Annotated in this window: 15 protein-coding genes; 9 read left to right on the top strand and 6 right to left on the bottom strand. The window is 66.1% G+C overall.

Annotated elements, in window-relative coordinates:
- The first annotated feature begins 105 nt into the window (after nt 1-105).
- Entirely contained in the window at nt 106-3201 is a 3096-nt protein-coding gene (locus ACVWYO_RS08345) for an efflux RND transporter permease subunit (protein ID WP_457349806.1), read from the top strand.
- Nucleotides 3202-3222: 21 nt separating this feature from the next.
- Here ACVWYO_RS08345 and ACVWYO_RS08350 read toward each other — a convergent pair whose 3' ends face one another.
- Nucleotides 3223-4917 carry an AMP-binding protein gene (locus tag ACVWYO_RS08350; protein ID WP_457349808.1) on the bottom strand — a complete coding sequence of 565 codons (1695 nt, stop codon included), beginning with the start codon at nt 4915-4917 and terminating at the stop codon, nt 3223-3225.
- Nucleotides 4918-4983: 66 nt separating this feature from the next.
- Here ACVWYO_RS08350 and lgt point away from each other — a divergent pair, with 66 nt between their 5' ends.
- From lgt to pgeF, 4 genes are all read left to right on the top strand, one after another.
- Nucleotides 4984-5886: a prolipoprotein diacylglyceryl transferase gene (gene lgt / locus ACVWYO_RS08355; protein WP_457349810.1), complete on the top strand. Its 903-nt coding sequence runs from the start codon at nt 4984-4986 to the stop codon at nt 5884-5886.
- An 84-nt stretch (nt 5887-5970) separates the two neighbouring features.
- A complete protein-coding gene (locus ACVWYO_RS08360) occupies nt 5971-7059 on the top strand; it encodes a class I SAM-dependent methyltransferase (RefSeq protein ID WP_457349812.1) in 1089 nt (362 codons plus the stop codon).
- Nucleotides 7056-7565, top strand: coding sequence for an N-acetyltransferase family protein (locus ACVWYO_RS08365; RefSeq protein WP_457349814.1), 510 nt, complete (start codon nt 7056-7058; stop codon nt 7563-7565). Before ACVWYO_RS08360 ends, ACVWYO_RS08365 begins: the two co-directional genes overlap by 4 nt.
- Nucleotides 7562-8320: a peptidoglycan editing factor PgeF gene (gene pgeF, locus ACVWYO_RS08370; RefSeq protein WP_457349816.1), complete on the top strand. Its 759-nt coding sequence runs from the start codon at nt 7562-7564 to the stop codon at nt 8318-8320. Before ACVWYO_RS08365 ends, pgeF begins: the two co-directional genes overlap by 4 nt.
- Nucleotides 8321-8451: 131 nt before the next feature.
- On the opposite strand, the gene ACVWYO_RS08375 is transcribed toward pgeF, so the two are convergent.
- A complete protein-coding gene (locus ACVWYO_RS08375; RefSeq protein ID WP_457349818.1) occupies nt 8452-8832 on the bottom strand; it encodes a VOC family protein in 381 nt (126 codons plus the stop codon).
- Between the two features lie 93 nt (nt 8833-8925).
- Between ACVWYO_RS08375 and ACVWYO_RS08380 the strand changes: the two genes are divergently transcribed.
- The 3 genes from ACVWYO_RS08380 (at nt 8926) to ACVWYO_RS08390 (ending at nt 11781) form a co-directional block, all read left to right on the top strand.
- On the top strand, nt 8926-10251 hold the full coding sequence (locus ACVWYO_RS08380) for a cystathionine gamma-synthase family protein (RefSeq protein ID WP_457349820.1): 1326 nt from the start codon (nt 8926-8928) through the stop codon (nt 10249-10251).
- Between the two features lie 69 nt (nt 10252-10320).
- Complete coding sequence (locus tag ACVWYO_RS08385; protein WP_457349822.1) at nt 10321-10722, top strand: DUF2147 domain-containing protein; 402 nt, start codon at nt 10321-10323, stop codon at nt 10720-10722.
- 39 nt (nt 10723-10761) lie between these two features.
- Nucleotides 10762-11781 carry an adenosine deaminase gene (locus ACVWYO_RS08390; RefSeq protein WP_457349825.1) on the top strand — a complete coding sequence of 340 codons (1020 nt, stop codon included), beginning with the start codon at nt 10762-10764 and terminating at the stop codon, nt 11779-11781.
- Between the two features lie 8 nt (nt 11782-11789).
- Here the strand turns inward: ACVWYO_RS08390 and murA are convergent, their stop codons facing one another.
- A complete protein-coding gene (gene murA, locus ACVWYO_RS08395) occupies nt 11790-13073 on the bottom strand; it encodes a UDP-N-acetylglucosamine 1-carboxyvinyltransferase (protein WP_457349827.1) in 1284 nt (427 codons plus the stop codon).
- A gap of 183 nt (nt 13074-13256) precedes the next feature.
- On the opposite strand from murA, the gene ACVWYO_RS08400 reads away from it, so the two are divergent.
- A complete protein-coding gene (locus tag ACVWYO_RS08400) occupies nt 13257-13952 on the top strand; it encodes a Crp/Fnr family transcriptional regulator (RefSeq protein ID WP_457349828.1) in 696 nt (231 codons plus the stop codon).
- Nucleotides 13953-13984: 32 nt separating this feature from the next.
- On the opposite strand, the gene clpS is transcribed toward ACVWYO_RS08400, so the two are convergent.
- The 3 genes from clpS to ACVWYO_RS08415 form a co-directional block, all read right to left on the bottom strand.
- Complete coding sequence (clpS, locus tag ACVWYO_RS08405; RefSeq protein WP_133192162.1) at nt 13985-14320, bottom strand: ATP-dependent Clp protease adapter ClpS; 336 nt, start codon at nt 14318-14320, stop codon at nt 13985-13987.
- A gap of 128 nt (nt 14321-14448) precedes the next feature.
- Nucleotides 14449-15288 (bottom strand): phasin family protein, encoded by an 840-nt coding sequence (locus tag ACVWYO_RS08410; protein WP_457349830.1) that lies wholly within the window; start codon nt 15286-15288, stop codon nt 14449-14451.
- A 123-nt stretch (nt 15289-15411) separates the two neighbouring features.
- Nucleotides 15412-17142, bottom strand: a complete 1731-nt coding sequence (locus ACVWYO_RS08415; protein ID WP_457349831.1) for a PHA/PHB synthase family protein — start codon at nt 17140-17142, stop codon at nt 15412-15414.
- Nucleotides 17143-17151: the final 9 nt, after the last annotated feature.

Consider the following 17151-nt stretch of genomic DNA (forward strand, 5'->3'; position numbering starts at 1 on the left):
TCCTAAGTTTTCGCTATGTATTGCTGATGTACTACACTATATCACATGCGCCGATGAACCGTACGGAATAGCGATTATGCCTCACCTTGCGCTGCCGAGCCTCGCATGAGCTTCCGCAACATCTCGGCCTGGTCGATCCGCAATCCAATCCCCGCGCTGGTGCTGTTCGCGATGCTGACCGTCGCGGGCATGGTCAGCTTCGCGCGGATGCAGGTCAACGACAATCCCGACATCGATTTCCCGGTGGTGATCGTCTCGGTCAGCCAGCCCGGCGCGGCGCCGAGCGAGCTCGAAAACCAGGTCACGCTCAAGATCGAGGCGGCGGTGCGCAGCCTCGCCGGGATCGACCAGATCAACTCGACCGTGTCGGAAGGCCAGTCGACCACCGTCATCCAGCTCGCCATTGGCACCCCGATCGACCGCGCCGTCGAGGACGTCCGCGGCGCGGTGCAACAAGTGCGCAGCGCCTTGCCCGACGGGATCCTCGAGCCGCAGATCTCGCGCGCCGACACGACCGGCAACGATCTGGCGAGCTATGCCGCGATCGGCACCGACATGACGATCGAGCAGCTCAGCTGGTATATCGACAATACCGTGGCGAAGGAGCTGCTGTCGGTCCCCGGCATGGCGAATGTCGACCGCAACGGCGGGGTCAATCGCGAGATCCGCGTGATCCTCGACCCGCTCAAGCTGCAGGCGCAGGGGCTCACCGCGGGCGACGTCAATCTGCAGTTGCGGCAGATCAACCTCAACGCCGCGGGCGGGCGCGCGCAGCTCGCCGGATCGGAACAGGCGGTGCGCGTGCTCGGCAACGCCCACACCGCGGCGGAACTCGGACGCACGCTGATCAGCGCGGGCAACGGACGGACGGTCAAGGTCGACGATCTCGGCGTGGTGCGCGATCTCTATGCCGAGCAACGCTCGGCCTCGGCGCTCGACGGGCGGCCGGTGCTGAGTTTCGACTTCCAGCGCGCCAAGGGCGGGTCGGACGTGTCGGTGTTCCACGGCGCCGAGGCCAAGCTCGCCGCGCTCGAGAAGCGCTTTCCCAAGGTGCATTTCAAGTTGATCTTCAACCAGGTCAAATACACCGAAATGCAATATCACTCGGCGATCGACACGATGATCGAGGGTGCGGTGCTCGCGGTGATCGTCGTCTTCGTCTTCCTGCGCGACTGGCGCTCGACCGTCATTTCGGCGCTCGCCATCCCACTCTCGGCGATCCCGACCTTCTGGGTGATGGACCTGATGGGCTTCACGCTTAACGGCATCAGCCTGCTCGCGCTGAGCCTCGTCGCAGGCGTGCTGGTCGACGATGCGATCGTCGAGATCGAGAATATCGTGCGCCACATGCGGATGGGCAAATCGGCGTATCAGGCGGCGATCGACGCGGCTGACGAGATCGGCCTAGCGGTGCTTGCCACCACGATGGCGATCGTCGCGGTGTTCCTCCCGGTCGGACTGATGCCGGGGATTTCGGGCCAGTTCTTCAAGAATTTCGGCCTGACGATCGTCGTCGCGGTGCTGATGAGCCTCGCCGTCGCGCGCCTCATCACGCCGATGATCGCGGCCTATTTCCTCAAGGCGCAAGTGTCCCATGCGCATGGCGAGGGGCGGATCATGGACGTCTATATGGCGGTGCTGCGCTGGACGCTGATGCACCGCTGGTCGGCGGTGGTCGGCGGGATGGCCGCGCTCGCGCTCACGGTGGTGTGCGCCGGCGCGCTGCCGATGACCTTCCAGCCCGACCAGGACAGCGATGCCTCGACCGCATCGATCGAACTCGTCCCCGGCTCGACGCTCGCGCAGACGCAGGCCGTGGTCGATCAGGTCGCGCAGCTGCTGAAGAGCCAGCCCGATGTCGCGACGACCTATCAGCGCGCGAGCGTCGGCAGCGGGCGCGTCACCGCCATCTTCAAGCCCGACAAGACGCAGTCGAGCAATGCGTTCGAACGCGCGCTCGCCCCGCGACTCGCGCAGATCGCCGATGCGCGGGTCGCGTTCCGCTCGAGCAACGGCGGCAGCAGCGGGCGCGACCTGTCGATCACGCTGGCGGGGTCGGACCCCGATTTGCTCCGCAAGACGGCGGTAACGCTGGTCAATCAGATGGGCCGCCTCCCGACGATCACCGCACCGCGGATCATCGGCGACCTGCAGCGCCCCGAAATCGTCATCACGCCGCATATGGATCTCGCGGCGAGCATGGGCGTCACCACCGCGGCGCTGTCGAGCGCGATCCGCGTCGCGACGCTCGGCGACATCGACCAGAACAGCGCCAAATTCTCGCTCAGCGACCGGCAGGTCCCGATCCGCGTCGCGCTCGACCAGAATGCACGCACGCGGCTCTCGACGATCCAGAACCTGCCGGTGCAGACCGCGAGCGGCGGGTCGGTCCCGCTCGGTCTGCTCGCCGCGATCAGCTTTGGCGCGGGGCCGACCAAGATTGAGCGCGTCGCGCAGCAGCGCCAGATCACGATCGGCGCCGATCGCGCGCCGGGCGTCGTCAGCGGCACCGCGATGGAACAGATCAACGCGCTGCCGATCCTGCGCAACCTGCCGGTCGGCGTCGGCAAGCTGACGCTCGGCCAGCAGAAGTTCGAGACCGAGATGATCAACAATTTCATCGCGGCGGTCGTGTCGGGCATCCTGCTGGTGTTCGCGGTGCTGGTGCTGCTCTACCGCCGCATCCTCGCGCCGTTCGTCAATCTGGGCTCGTTGATGCTCGCGCCGCTCGGCGGGTTGCTCGCGCTGCTGGTGACCGGAAACCCGATCTCGATGCCGGTCCTGATCGGCTTGCTGATGCTGCTCGGCATCGTCGCCAAGAACTCGATCCTGCTGATCGATTTCGCGCTCGAGGAGATGGCGAAGGGCGTCGATCCGTTCGTCGCGATCCTCGATGCCGGGCACAAGCGCGCGCAGCCGATCGTGATGACCACGGTGGCGATGGTCGCGGGCATGGTGCCGACCGCACTGTCGCTTGGCGGCGACGGATCGTGGCGCGCGCCGATGGGGATCACCGTGATCGGCGGGCTGTTGCTCTCGACCGTGCTGACGCTGGTGATCGTGCCGGCAAGCTTCAGCCTGGCGATGGGGATCGAGCGCTGGATCGGCCCGCGGCTCGGCCGGCGGCTGCTGACCTATCGGCCAGAGGAGACGGCGCTGGCGGTGCGATCGACCACCGTCCAGCACGCGCACCTGCAATAGCCGCGGATGCGGCGGCGGGGCTCAGCCCCCCGCCGCCGCGAGCGCGCGATAGGTCGCGCGGAGCGTGACCTTGTCGATCTTCTCGGTGCCGAGCCGCGGCAGCGCCTGGTCGACGAACCAGATGCGCGCCGGCACCTTGAACGCCGCGATATGCTCGAACAGGAACGCGCACAGATCCTCGGTGCTCAGCGCCTCGCCGTCGCGCAGCAGGACAACGGCGCCCGGCACCTCACCGAAACGCTCGTCGGCCAGCCCGAACACCGCCGCCTCGGCGACCGCGGGATGCTGGTAGATCGCCGCCTCGACTTCCTGGCACGAGATATTCTCGCCGCCGCGGATGATGATGTCCTTCTTGCGGTCGACGATGAAGAGATAGCGGTCCTCGTCGAGATAGCCGATGTCGCCGGTCAGAAAATAGCGATCGGCGGTGAACGCCGCCGCGGTCGCATCGGGGCGGCCGTAATATTTGGTGAAGTTGCACACCGACCGAATCGCGACCTCGCCGCGCTCTCCTTGCGCGACGGGCTTGCCGTTGCCGTCGACGATCGCGAGATCGATCAGCGGAAGCGAGGCGCGGCCGGTCGAATTGGGCTTGGCGAGGTAATTGTCGCGGAAATTGCCGCAACCCGCGCCATTGGTCTCGGTCAGGCCGTAGCCGAGCAGCGGCTTTGGCCCGCCCATCTCGTCGGCGATGCGGCGGACATGCTCGATCGGGCGCGGGGCGCCGCCTGCCGCGAAATCGGACACGCTCGACAGATCGTACTCGGCGCGTTTCGGATGCGTCAGGATCTCGAAGCTCATCAGCGGCACGCCGACGAAATAGGTGACGGTCTCCGCTGCGATCAGCCGCATCGCTTCCTCGGCATCCCATTTCGGCATCAGCACGAGCTTGCGCCCCATCGCGAAGCTCTGGAGGAACACCGGCACTTCGGCGGTGACGTGGAACAACGGCACGTTGAGCAGGGTCGCATGCTGCACCGGCGGTGCGACGCCGTCGGCGGTCGAGATCGACAGCATCACCAGGGCCTGCGCCAGATAGTTGTACAGCGCCTGCGTCACCGCGCGGTGGTTGCTGATCGCGCCCTTCGACTGGCCGGTCGAGCCCGAGGTGAACAGGATCGTCGCCGAATCGGTTGGCGCGACGCTCGGCAGCGCGGCGTCGCTCGAGCCGAGCAAGGCGGCCAGCGCGACGGCGAGCGGCTGGCTGTCCTCGACCGTCACCACCTTGACCTCGAGATCGGCGATCGCTGCAAGGCGCTTGGTGCGCGGCGGATCGGCGAAGACGAGGCTGCATTCGACATCGGCCATCGCCGCGGCGAGTTCCTCGGACTGCCACCAGCCGTTGAGCAGCGTGGCCACGCCGCCCGCCATCGTGATGCCCATGTAGAGCACGATCCACGACGGCGAATTGCGCATCGCGATCCCGATCCGGTCGCCCGGTACGACACCGTGGCCACCGACCAGCGTCGCCGCAACGCGCGCCGCCGCGGCATAGACCTCGGCAAAGGTCAGCCGCTCGTCGCCCGCGACGAGGAAGGTCTTGGCGGCATGCTCGTTGCAATAATGTGCGAAATAGGGGGGCAGCGTCTGCGGCACGCCGGTGATCAGCGGGAGATCGTTCCCGTCGACGCTGACGCTGCCGAGCGCGAGCGGACCGCCGGCGCCGGTCAATTGCGCGAGCGCGGAATCCATCCGTTGATCGAGTTTGCTCGGCATTCGCGCTCTCCACTTGGTCTTATCGCCTGGCGCCATTATGGAGGCGCAAACTCCAGGGGAAAAGCCTTGTTCCTACCCTCCGCCCTTCCCTTGCTCGCTGCCGCTACGGCAGGCGTGGATCCGCATCTGCATTTTACCGATCTGCACCTCAATCCGGTCGCGATCGACCTGCATTTCTTCCAGATCAAATGGTATTCGCTCGCTTATATCAGCGGGATTCTGCTTGGCTGGTGGTATTTGCTCAAGCTGATCGCGCAGCCCGGCAGCCCGATGGCGCGGCGCCATGCCGACGATCTGGTGTTCTATGCGACGCTCGGCATCATCCTCGGCGGGCGGCTCGGCTATGCGATCTTCTATGCGCCGCACCTGCTGACTTCGCTCGGGCTGTTCAAGCTGTGGGATGGCGGCATGTCGTTCCATGGCGGGATGATCGGCACGTCGATCGGCATCATCCTGTTCGCGCGTAGCCAAAAGCTCGATTGGCTGCGGATCCACGATTATCTCGCCTGCGCGGTGCCGTTCGGGCTGTTCTTCGGGCGGATCGCCAATTTCGTGAATGGCGAATTGTGGGGCAAGCCCGCGAACGTGCCGTGGGCGATCGTGTTCCGCGACACGGTGCAGACCGGCATGATCGAGCCCGCGCGGCATCCGAGCCAGCTCTACGAGGCGGGGCTCGAGGGGATCGCCTTGTTCCTCGTCCTGTGGTTCGCCTTCTGGAAGACCAAGGCGCGCTACGAGCCGGGCAAGCTCGTCGGGCTGTTCCTGCTCGGCTATGGTCTCGCGCGCTTCATCGTCGAATTCTTCCGCGAGCCCGATTCGCAGTTCAGCGGCACCTTCTTCGCGACGACGATCCACATGGGCCAGGTGCTGACGCTGCCGATGATCGTCGGCGGGCTGTATCTGGTGCTCACCGCCAAGGGCCGCCGCCACCGCGTCGAGCCGATCGCGGGCGGGCAGAGCGTGGCGTAACGCGGAATTCCCTCCCGCATCTTCTTGCTCCCCTCCCGCTTGCGGGAGGGGCTGGGGGAGGGCAGTGAGCACCTTGAGATGACCATGCCAGTTTCAGACTCCCCTCCCCCAGCCCCTCCCGCAAGCGGGCGGGGGGAAGAAGCCTCCCTCGCCGATCGCCTCGCGCGCGCGATCACGCTTGCCGGCTTGATCTCGCTCGCGCAGTTCATGGCGACCGCCAATGCGCACTATTACGCCACGCGCGATCCGCTCGGCGCCGCGGGCGATTTCACCACCAGCCCCGAGATCAGCCAGATGTTCGGCGAGCTGATCGGCCTGTGGTGTGCCGATCTGTGGGACCGCGCCGGTCGGCCCGACGTCGCCTGGGTCGAGCTCGGCCCCGGCCGCGGGACGCTCGCCGCCGATGCATGCCGTGCGATGGCCAAGGCCGGTTTCACCCCGCCGGTGCATTTCGTCGAGACCAGCCCGGTGCTGCGCGCCGCGCAAGCCGAGCGCGCGTCCACCGCGACCTGGCATGATTCGGTCGACACGTTGCCAACGGATGTGCCGTTGCTGATCGTCGCCAACGAATTTTTCGACGCGCTGCCGATCCGGCAGTTGGTCAAGGGCGCGCAGGGCTGGTTCGAGCGCCTCGTCGCATGCCAGGACACGCTGTTCCTCCCGATCGCAGGCAAGCAGATTCCCGATGCGGTCGTGCCCGAGACGTTACGCGACGCGGGCCCCGGATCGGTGATCGAGACGTCCCCCGCCAGCGTCGCGATCCTGCGCGGGCTCGCGCAGCGCATCGTTGCGCAGGGCGGCGCGCTGCTGGCGATCGACTATGGCTATGACGGCCCCGCGCTTGGCGACACGCTGCAGGCGGTGCGTGGGCACCAATACGCCAACCCGTACGAGAATCCCGGCGAGCAGGACCTCACCGCGCATGTCGATTTCGGCACGCTCGCCGCCGCCGCCTTGGTCGAGCGCGCGGCAGTCGCCGGGCCGATCGGCCAGGGCGCGTTTCTCACGGCACTCGGGATCGACGCACGCGCCGCCGCTTTGTCCAAGGCAGCACCCGACCGCACGGCACAAATCGCGCTCGACAAGACGCGCCTGACACAGGAAATGGGCGACCTTTTCCAGGTCCTCGCCGTATCTGCGCCGGGTTGGCCCAACCCGGCAGGTTTCGCATGATCACCTATCGCGACGCGCGCACGATCGACGGCCCGGCGCTCGCCGCGATGGCGCGCCAATCGTTCGTCGAGACCTTCGGCACGCTCTATAGCGCGTCCGACCTGTCGGCGTTCCTCGACGAGGCGTTCGGCCCCAACGGGCTGCCATCGCAGCTGTCCGATCCCGATTTCACGATCCGCCTCGCGCTCGCGGGCGAGGAGATCATCGGCTATGTGAAGATGGGACCGGTCACCTTCCCCGGCGAATGGCGCCCCGACGCGATCGAGCTCTATCAATTCTACGTGCTCGCCGATTGGCACGGCCAGGGCGTCGCGCAGACGCTGATGGCGTGGGCGCTCGATTTCTCGCGCGAACATGGCGCGCGTGAGGTTATCCTCAGCGTCTATGTCGACAATCACCGTGCGCACCGGTTCTACGAGAAATACGGGTTCGAGGATATCGGCCGGATCGCGTTCCGCGTCGGCGCGACGGTCGACGACGATAATCTGATGCGGCTGGTGCTGTGAGCGTGCCCGTCGAGGTCATCACCGCCGCAACGCTCACCGGCGTGTCGCATGGCTTTCTCGGGCGGATCGGCGGGGTGTCGCGCGGGGTCCATGCCGGGCTGAACGTCGGGATCGGCTCGGACGATGATGCCGCCGCGGTCGCCGAAAACCGCGCGCGGGCGAGCGCGGCGGTAGTGCCCGGCGCAACGCTGCTGACGCCCTACCAGATCCATTCGGCCGAGTGCATCACGGTACGCGCGCCGTTCGACGCGCGGCCGCGCGGCGATGCGCTGGTGACCGACCGGCCAGGCCTAGCGCTCGGCATCCTCACCGCCGATTGCGCGCCGGTGCTGCTCGCCGACCGTGCGGCGGGCGTGATCGGCGCGGCGCATGCCGGGTGGAAGGGCGCGCTGGGCGGGGTGACCGATTCGACGCTGCTCGCAATGGAAGCGCTCGGCGCGAAACGCGAGCGGATCGCCGCGGCGATCGGCCCGTGCATCGCGCGCGCGAGCTACGAGGTCGATGCCGCCTTTGCGCAGCGCTTCGCGGCCGACGATCCCGCCAACGAGCGCTTCTTCGCCGAGGGCCGCGCGGGACATTTTCAGTTCGATCTCGAAGCCTATGTCGCGCACCGGCTTGCTGCTGCGGGAGTAATGCGCGTCGCGATGCTGGGGCTCGACACTTACGCCGACGAAGCGCGCTTCTTCAGCTTCCGCCGCGCAACGCATCGCGGCGAGCCCGACTATGGGCGGCAGATCTCGATCATCGGGCTGTAGCTTCCTCCCCCCTCTCTCCTCCCCTCCCTGAAAGGGAGGGGTCGGGGGTGGGTCGGCCCGCGGCGGCGGCGGCCCTCTCCATAGGCCGACCCACCCCCAGCCCCTCCCTTCCAGGGAGGGGAGGCGCGCGGTCATCGCGTTTGGAATTCCTCCGGCGTCGTCAGCTGCGTGAGAATCAGCCCGTTGCCGTCAGGGTCTTTCAACATCGAGAAGCGCCCCCACGGCTGCGAATCGACCGGCGAGAGCGGCACGCCCAGCGCAGCGATCCGGGCATATTCGGCATCGACATCGTCGACCCCCAGCATCAGCCCCTGTACGCTACCTGGCGGCATCGCGTCGAACCACGTCACCAGCGAGATCGTTGCGCCACCATCGTCGGGCTGGAGCTGGATCCAGCGCATCTCGGGCCCCATCGGCTCGTCGCGCAGCACCGCGAGCCCGATCACTCGCGTATAAAAGTCCAATGCCGCCGCCGGATCGCGCACCGGCACAGAAACCACCGCAACCGCCATGTCGTGTCCCCCCGTCGCTCCACCGCGCAGATGGTTTCAATTGACACTATCGCGCGTTACACGATCCTACCCTATTTTTAGCGAGGACGCAGCATGGCCGACAAATTCGAAACCGAAGCCGATCTGACCGGCGTCGCCCCGCGCACCAAGCCCAAGCCGTCGATCGAGAAGATCGGCGATCGAAAGCTGAAGCCGTCGACCTTGATGATGGGCCATGGCTACGATCCGGCGCTGTCGGAAGGCTCGCTCAAGCCCCCGATCTTCGCCACTTCGACCTACGTCTTCCCCAACGCCGCGGCGGGCAAGCGCCACTTCGAAGGCGTCACCGGCAAGCGTCCGGGCGGCTCCGAGGGCCTCGTTTATTCACGCTTCAACGGCCCGAACCAGGAGATCCTCGAGGATCGCCTCGGCGTGTGGGAAGAAGCCGAGGACGCGCTGGTCTTCTCGAGCGGCATGTCGGCGATCGCCACCTTGTTCCTGTCGATGGTCAAGCCCGGCGACACGATCGTCCATTCGGGCCCGCTCTATGCCGCGACCGAGACGCTGATCGCGCGGATCCTCGGTCGCTTCGGCGTGAAGTGGCTCGATTTCCCGGCGGGCGCAACGCGCGAGGAAATCGACGCGGTGATGACTCAAGCCGCGACTGGCAACGTCGCGCTGATCTATCTTGAAAGCCCCGCCAACCCGACCAATGCGCTGGTCGACATCCAGGCAGTGGCGGCGAGCCGCGATGCGATCTTCACCGGCGACACCAAGCCGCCGATCGCGATCGACAACACCTTCCTCGGGCCGCTGTGGCTGAAACCACTCCAGCACGGCGCCGACATCGTCGTCTATTCGCTGACCAAATATGCCGGCGGGCATAGCGATCTCGTCGCGGGCGGCGTGCTCGGCTCGAAGGCGCACATCAACACGATCCGGCTGATGCGCAACACGATCGGCACGATCTGCGACCCCAACACCGCCTGGATGCTGATGCGCAGCCTCGAGACGCTCGAACTGCGGATGAGCCGCGCCGGCGAGAATGCGGTCAAGGTCTGCGGCTTCCTGCGCACCCACCCCAAGGTCGAGCGCGTCGGCTATCTCGGCTTCCTCGCCGACAGCCCCGGCATGGAGCGCCAGGCCGACATCTATGTACGCCATTGCACCGGCGCGGGCTCGACCTTCTCGCTGATCGTCAAGGGCGGCGAGAAGGAGGCCTTCGCCTTCCTCGACGCGCTCAAGATCGCCAAGCTCGCGGTCAGCCTCGGCGGCACCGAGACGCTCGCTTCGCATCCCGCGGCGATGACGCATCTGTCGGTCGCCGACGAGCGCAAGCAGGCGCTCGGCATCACCGACAATCTGGTGCGGATCTCGATCGGGGTCGAGGATGCCGACGATCTGATCGCCGATTTCGCCCAGGCACTCGACGCGATCTGACACGTTCAACGGAGGGACAGGTCTGCGGCGGTAAAACGCCGCAGACCCCATCTTGCGAAAAGGTCCGCGATGCGACCGATGATGATGACGCTGGCCGCAGCGATGCTGGCCCTGCTCCCCGAGGCGGTGCTCGCCGCGCCGCCGACGGGCACATGGACCAACCCGCAAAAGTCGGTCCGCGTCGTGTTCCAGAAATGCGGCCGCGCGATGTGCGGCAAGATCGTCTGGGCGAGTCCCAAGGCACGAGCCGACGCCGCGCGCGGCGGTGGCGGCCAACTTGTGGGCGCGATGCTGTTTAGCGATTTCGTCGAGCAGCGGCGCGGGCTGTGGAACGGCAGCGTGCTGATCCCCGATATCGGCCAGACGGTGTCGGGAACGATCGAACAGACCGGCCCCGACACGCTGGTCGGCGAGGGCTGCCTGGTCGCCGGGTTCGGCTGCAAGCGCCAAACCTGGACGCGAACGCGCTGACCGCTTGCCGCAGCGCGGCGATCGGGCGATGATAGCGGCATGACCACATCCGACTTCATCGCCGGCCTGCCCAAGGCCGAACTGCATCTCCATATCGAGGGCAGCCTCGAGCCCGAGCTGATGTTCGCGCTCGCCCAGCGCAACACCGTCGCAATTCCCTTCGCGAGTGTCGAGGACGTGCGCGCCGCCTATAATTTCTCACGGCTGCAGGACTTTCTCGACATCTATTATGCCGGGGCCGACGTTTTGCGCGAAGCCCGGGATTTCCACGATCTCGCCGCCGCGTATTTCGATCGCGCGGCCGCCGACGGCGTCGTCCATGCCGAGATCATGTTCGACCCGCAGACGCACACCGCGCGCGGTGTCGCATTCGAGACGGTGATTACCGGGCTGCTCTCGGCGATCGCCGAGGCCGAGGCAAAGCACGGCATGAGCGTGCTGCTGATCATGAGCTTCCTGCGCCATCTCGATGAGGCCGATGCGTTCGCGACGCTCGAGCAAGCCGCGCCGTGGCTCGACCGGATCGCCGCGGTCGGGCTCGATTCGTCCGAACTGGGGCATCCGCCCGAGAAGTTCGCGCGAGTCTTTGCCAAGGCACGCACGCTCGGGCTCAAGCTCGTCGCGCATGCCGGCGAGGAAGGGCCGCCCGACTATGTGCTGCAGGCGCTCGACCTGATCGGCGTCGACCGGCTCGACCATGGCAATCGCAGCCTCGAGGATCCGCTGCTCGTCACGCGACTCGCGCGCAGCGGGATGACGCTGACGGTCTGCCCGCTCTCCAACCTCAAGCTGTGCGTGGTCGATGACATGGCGGCGCATCCGATCGATCGGATGCTGCGCGAAGGGCTGCGCGCGACGATCAATTCGGACGATCCTGCCTATTTTGGCGGGTATGTCGCCGACAATTACCGTGCGGTCGAAGCGGCGCGCGGGCTCGGGCGGTCGGACCTGGTCACGCTCGCGCGGAACAGCTTCCTTGGATCCTTCCTTCCCGACGCCGCCGTCGTCGAACATCTCGCCCGGCTCGACGCCTATGTCGAACAGGCCCCCGCCGCCTAGGCGCCCGCTCAGCCGTCGCCGACGCGTTCGATGTCGGCGCCGACTGCGCTCAGTTTCTCCTCGAGCCGCTCATAGCCGCGGTCGAGGTGATACACGCGGCTGACCTGAGTCTCGCCTTCGGCGACGAGACCGGCGATGATCAGACTCATCGATGCGCGCAGATCAGTCGCCATCACTTGCGCGCCGGTCAGCTTGGGCACGCCGCGCACGACCGCGGTGCGCCCCTGCACCAGAATGTCCGCGCCCATCCGCGCCAGTTCGGGGACATGCATGTAGCGGTTCTCGAAGATCGTCTCGGTCAGCACGCTCGCGCCATCGGCCATGCACAGCATCGCCATGAACTGCGCCTGCATGTCGGTCGCGAAGCCCGGGAACGGCGCGGTCGACAAGGTCAGCGGTTGAATCCCGTTCGGCGCCGAGACGAGCAGATTGTCTCCGCGCTCCTCGAGCGTCACGCCCGCCGCGATCAGCGCCTGCGTCGTCGCGCGCATGTCGTCCATCTTGATGCCGACCAATTCGACCGATCCGCCGGTGATCGCCGCGGCGCAGGCATAGCTGCCCGCCTCGATCCGGTCGGGCATCACGCGATAGGTCGCGCCATGGAGCCGGTCGACGCCTTCGATCTCGAGCGTTTCGGTGCCGATCCCGCTGATCTTCGCGCCCATCGCGACGAGCAGATTGCACAGATCGACGATCTCGGGCTCACGCGCGGCATTCTCGATCCGGCTGCCGCCCTTGGCGAGCGCTGCCGCCATCACGACATTCTCGGTCGCGCCGACCGAGACGATCGGGAAGGTGTAGATGCCGCCCGACAGCCGCCCGCCCGGCGCGATCGCCTTGACGTAGCCCGCGGCCATTTCGAGCTGCGCGCCGATCGCCTCGAGCGCCTTGAGGTGCAGATCGATCGGGCGATTGCCGATCGCGCAACCGCCCGGCAGCGACACCGTCGCCTCGCCAGCGCGGCCGATCAGCGGGCCGAGCACGAGAATCGACGCGCGCATCTTGCGCACGATGTCGTACGGCGCCTCGGTCGCGGTCAATTTCCCCGCGCGGATCGTCATCACGCGGCCGAAATCCTCCGGTCGCGCGCCTTCGATGCGGGTCGAGCAGCCGAGTTGGTTGAGCAGATGCCCGAAACTGTCGACATCGGCGAGCCGCGGCAGGTTGCGCAGCGTGACGGGTTCTTCGGTGAGCAACGCGCACGGCATCAGCGTGAGCGCGGCGTTCTTCGCCCCCGAAATCGGAATGCGGCCAGACAGGCGGTTGCCGCCACGAATGAGAATACGATCCATGCCCTCGTTTATCGCCTCGCCTGAAACGCGCAAGCACGTTACATCTTGTGAACGAGGTCCGACCCGCTTCTCGCCCGGTTGATCGACTTTAATGCATTGTTTCTTGCGCGCTGCTTTGTGCATCCAATCAAAGGGGACTTTTCGCGCGTGCCAGGAAGTTGTTTCGCCGACCGTTTGGCCGGGATGCTAGTGTTGAGCGAAAACGAACGGCTCGCGCTGGAACGGCTGGAGGATCGTGAGCGGCCGGTCCGACGCGGGATGACGCTGCACCGCGAACGCGATCGCACGAGCGACGTCTATATCCTGCGCAAGGGAATGATGATGAGTTCGGTGCTGCTCGACGATGGCAGTCGGCAGATCCTGCGCTTCCACTTTCCCGGCGACATGCTGGCCGCAGCGAGCATGATCTATCGCGAGGCGCCCGAGACGATTACCGCAGTGTCCGATTGCATCGTCGCGCCGTTCGATCGATCGGCCTTCGCCGCGCTGTTCACCGAACATCCCAGGCTCAGCGCGCTGATCATGGTCTACAACCAGATCGAACGCGCCGCGCTCACCGACCGCCTGGCGGCGCTCGGCCGCACCTCGGCCAAGGCGCGCGTCGCGGCGATCCTGATCGAGATGCGCAACCGGATGCGGAGCGAGGTCGATGGCGCAGCGAGCTTCGTGCTCGGCCTGACCCAGGAAGAAATCGGCGATGCGACCGGGCTGACCGCGGTCCATGTCAACCGCATGTTGCGTCAGCTCGAGGAAGAGGCGCTGATCGCGCGCGAGAGCGGACGGATCACCTTTCTCGACGAGCGCGCCATGCTGCGCACCGCCAACTACGTCGATCGCTACGCCAAGCTCAATCTCGACTGGCTGCCGCAGGCGAACTGATCGCCGCGTCGACCGATGTCAGATGCGGACGCTCACGCCTTCTCGAGCGTGCATTGCAACGGGTGCTGGTTCTGCCGCGCGAAATCCATCACCTGCGTGACCTTGGTCTCGGCCACTTCATAGCTGAAAGTGCCGCACACCCCGACGCCCTTCTGGTGAACGTGGAGCATCACGCGCGTCGCCGCCTCCATGTCCATGCGAAAATAGCGCTGGAGCACCAGCACGACGAATTCCATCGGGGTATAATCGTCGTTGAGCAGCAGCACGCGATACGGCGTGGGCTCCTTGGTCTTCGAACGGGTGCGCGTCGCGACACCCGCGCCGGTACCATCCCCGTCATCGGTGCCATCGTCACGGCGTTCCGCCATCGAGATTCGGGTGCTGTCGATCATGTGTCCACAAAATATGGCATTGCCGGGGGGAAGGGCAAGAGGCGCGGATACGAAAAGGGCGGCCCGTCGCCGGACCGCCCCCGCGCGTCGAAGGATCGCAGCGTTTATGCGGCGACCTTGATCTTTTCGGCCGCAATCGCGACGCGGTTCGAGATCGGCTGGGTGATCTCACCGGCAAGCTTGAGCATTGATTCGGTGTTCTTCGATGCCTCGGCGACCATCGCGTCGAACGCGCTGCGCATGTAATCGCTGTGAAGCTTGAGGAAATCGGTCGGCGACTTGACGCTCGACAGCGTCTTCATCGCAGCGGTCGCGCTCTCGAGCTGCTTGCGGCCGTACTCGGCGGCTTCCTGACCCATCGTCTCGATGCCCTTGGCGGCGATCTTCGACGATTCGACGAGCGCTTCGATGTTGCCCTTCGAGAATTCGTTCATCTCTTCGATCATCTTCGAACCCTTTTCCATCGCGGTCTTGGTGCGATCGTTGACGTCGGCGAACATCGCCTGCGCATGGGCTTGGGTAGTGTCAGCGGCGGACTGTACGGTTTCCATGATCTTGGCTTCCTTCTGGACGACGGCCGCCGCGGCTGCGACGACGGATTTTGGGGCTGGTGGGGTAAGGACACTGGCAGGCGCCGGAGCGACAGGCTCGGGCGCAACCGCGATGGGCGCGGGAGCGGCGACGGGCGGGGCTGGCGCAGCCGGCTCGGGGGTGGCGGCTTCCGCGGAGGCTGGCTGAGGCGTAGCGATCACGGGCGCTGCGGTGAGCGGAACCGGCTTTGCCACGACAGTATTGCGTTTCTTGCTACCAGCAGGCTTGGCAGGGACCGGGCCGGGGGTGGCAGCAAGCGCGGCAGGAACCGAGTCGGATGGCGCAGCGGCCGCGGCAGCGATCGCGGTGATCGACGGCTGGGTCGCGGGGGACGTGGTATCTTTGATCGCCATGACGGGATTGCTCCTGCTCTATTGCTGCGGCGCAATATACACAGGAGCGACCCTGCCGGCAAGATAAATGTTGCACTGCAACATAACCGTAACGACTTGGCGTCGCACGGCCTTCCGCCGCGATCAGCGCGTCCGGACGTAGCGGCCCGGCGCATCTTCGAGCACCGGCAAGCGGCCCTCGCCCGGTTGCCGCGCGCCCGTTGCGGCGACCGTCTGGCCACCATGATCGCGCAGCCAGACGATCCAGTCAGGCCACCAGCTTCCTTTGGTTTCGACCGCGCCCGCGAGGAACTCCGCCAGCGAGGATACCGGGTCGGCATTGCGCCAATATTGGTATTTCCCCGCACTCGGCGGATTGACCACGCCGGCGATATGCCCCGACCCCGCCAGCACGAACCTGGTCTCGCCCTTGAAATGCCGCGTCATCGCCCAGACGCTTTCGGGCGGCGCGATATGGTCCTCGCGCCCCGCCTGGATATAGGCCGGCGTCTCGACCCGCCCGAGATCGATCGGCACGCCGAGCGCGCGCATTGCGCCGGGCTGGACGAGCAGATTGTCGCGGTACAGATCGAGCAGATAGCGTAGATGCCACGTCGCGGGCAGATTGGTTGTGTCGCCGTTCCAGTGGAGCAGGTCGAACGGCGCATAATCCTTGCCGAGCAGATAATTGTTGGTGACGTAATTCCAGATCAGATCGCGCCCGCGCAGCTGGTTGAACACCGATGCCATGTAGCGCCCGTCGAGAAAGCCGTCGGGGGTCAGCGTCTTGAGCAAAGCGAGCTGATCATCGGCGACGAAATGCAGCAGCTCGCCCGCATTCTCGAAATCGACCTGCGCGGTGAAGAAGGTCGCGCTCTTGACCGTATCGGCCTCGCCGCGTGCCGCCAGAATCGCGAGCGTCGCGGCAAGCGTCGTCCCCGCGACGCAATAGCCGATCGTGTGGACCGCCGGCACGTCGAGCCCGGCGCGGATCAGCTCGATCGCCTCGATCTGCGCGGCGATGTAATCGTCCCACACCACGTCCTTCATGCTCGCATCGGCCGACCGCCACGAAACGAGGAACACGGTGATGCCCTGCTCGACCGCCCAGCGGATGAAGCTCTTTTCGGGGGTCAGGTCGAGGATGTAGAAGCGGTTGATCCACGGCGGGAAGATCACCAGCGGGACCGACAGAACGCTCTCGGTCGCGGGCGCATATTGGATCAGCTCGTAGAGATCGGTGCGATGGACGACCTTGCCCGGCGTCATCGCCAGATTGCGACCGACTTCGAAGGCGCTTGCATCGGTATGCGTCAATTGCCCCTTGGCGAGATCGGCGAGCATGTTCTGCAGGCCCTTGAGCAGATTCTGCCCGCCGGTCTCGAGCGACTTCTCGAGCACCTCGGGATTGGTTGTGGGGAAGTTCGACGGGCTCATCGCATCGAGGAAACCGCGCGCGGCAAAGCGCATCTGCTCGCGCTGCTTGTCGTCGACGCCCTGCATCGCCTCGACCTGTGCGAGCATCTGGTCGGAGAACAGGAAATAGCTCTGGCGGATCCAGTCGAACAGCGGGTTCTCGCGCCAGCGCGGATCCTTGAAGCGCTTGTCGCGCGCCTGGGCCGGGGTTTCGGCGACGGGCTCGGCCTGGGGGACCAGCATTCGCTGCCACAGCGTCAGGCTGTCGGTCCAGAAATCGCGGGTGCGCGCGAGCGTGTCGGGATCGGTCAGCCCCGGAATCGCGGGCAGGACGGAGTCGCTCGCGCGCATCGCGTCGAACCCCTGCTCGATCAGCATCTGCTGCGCACGACCCAGGAGCCAGGTCCAGTGCTGCAGATCAGCAAGGCTCGGCATGGCAGGGGAAGGTGTATCGGCCATTGCATCCTC

It is taken from the genome of Sphingomonas sp. UYP23 (assembly GCF_054059235.1).

What these genes read in the sequence shown, in the direction of transcription:
- ACVWYO_RS08345 (WP_457349806.1), top strand. Translation starts at nt 106, where the DNA reads ATGAGCTTCCGCAACATCTCGGCCTGGTCGATCCGCAATCCAATCCCC.
- ACVWYO_RS08350 (WP_457349808.1), bottom strand. Translation starts at nt 4,917, where the DNA reads ATGCCGAGCAAACTCGATCAACGGATGGATTCCGCGCTCGCGCAATTG.
- ACVWYO_RS08360 (WP_457349812.1), top strand. Translation starts at nt 5,971, where the DNA reads ATGCCAGTTTCAGACTCCCCTCCCCCAGCCCCTCCCGCAAGCGGGCGG.
- ACVWYO_RS08365 (WP_457349814.1), top strand. Translation starts at nt 7,056, where the DNA reads ATGATCACCTATCGCGACGCGCGCACGATCGACGGCCCGGCGCTCGCC.
- ACVWYO_RS08375 (WP_457349818.1), bottom strand. Translation starts at nt 8,832, where the DNA reads ATGGCGGTTGCGGTGGTTTCTGTGCCGGTGCGCGATCCGGCGGCGGCA.
- ACVWYO_RS08380 (WP_457349820.1), top strand. Translation starts at nt 8,926, where the DNA reads ATGGCCGACAAATTCGAAACCGAAGCCGATCTGACCGGCGTCGCCCCG.
- ACVWYO_RS08385 (WP_457349822.1), top strand. Translation starts at nt 10,321, where the DNA reads ATGCGACCGATGATGATGACGCTGGCCGCAGCGATGCTGGCCCTGCTC.
- ACVWYO_RS08390 (WP_457349825.1), top strand. Translation starts at nt 10,762, where the DNA reads ATGACCACATCCGACTTCATCGCCGGCCTGCCCAAGGCCGAACTGCAT.
- murA (WP_457349827.1), bottom strand. Translation starts at nt 13,073, where the DNA reads ATGGATCGTATTCTCATTCGTGGCGGCAACCGCCTGTCTGGCCGCATT.
- ACVWYO_RS08400 (WP_457349828.1), top strand. Translation starts at nt 13,257, where the DNA reads ATGCTAGTGTTGAGCGAAAACGAACGGCTCGCGCTGGAACGGCTGGAG.
- clpS (WP_133192162.1), bottom strand. Translation starts at nt 14,320, where the DNA reads ATGGCGGAACGCCGTGACGATGGCACCGATGACGGGGATGGTACCGGC.
- ACVWYO_RS08410 (WP_457349830.1), bottom strand. Translation starts at nt 15,288, where the DNA reads ATGGCGATCAAAGATACCACGTCCCCCGCGACCCAGCCGTCGATCACC.
- ACVWYO_RS08415 (WP_457349831.1), bottom strand. Translation starts at nt 17,142, where the DNA reads ATGGCCGATACACCTTCCCCTGCCATGCCGAGCCTTGCTGATCTGCAG.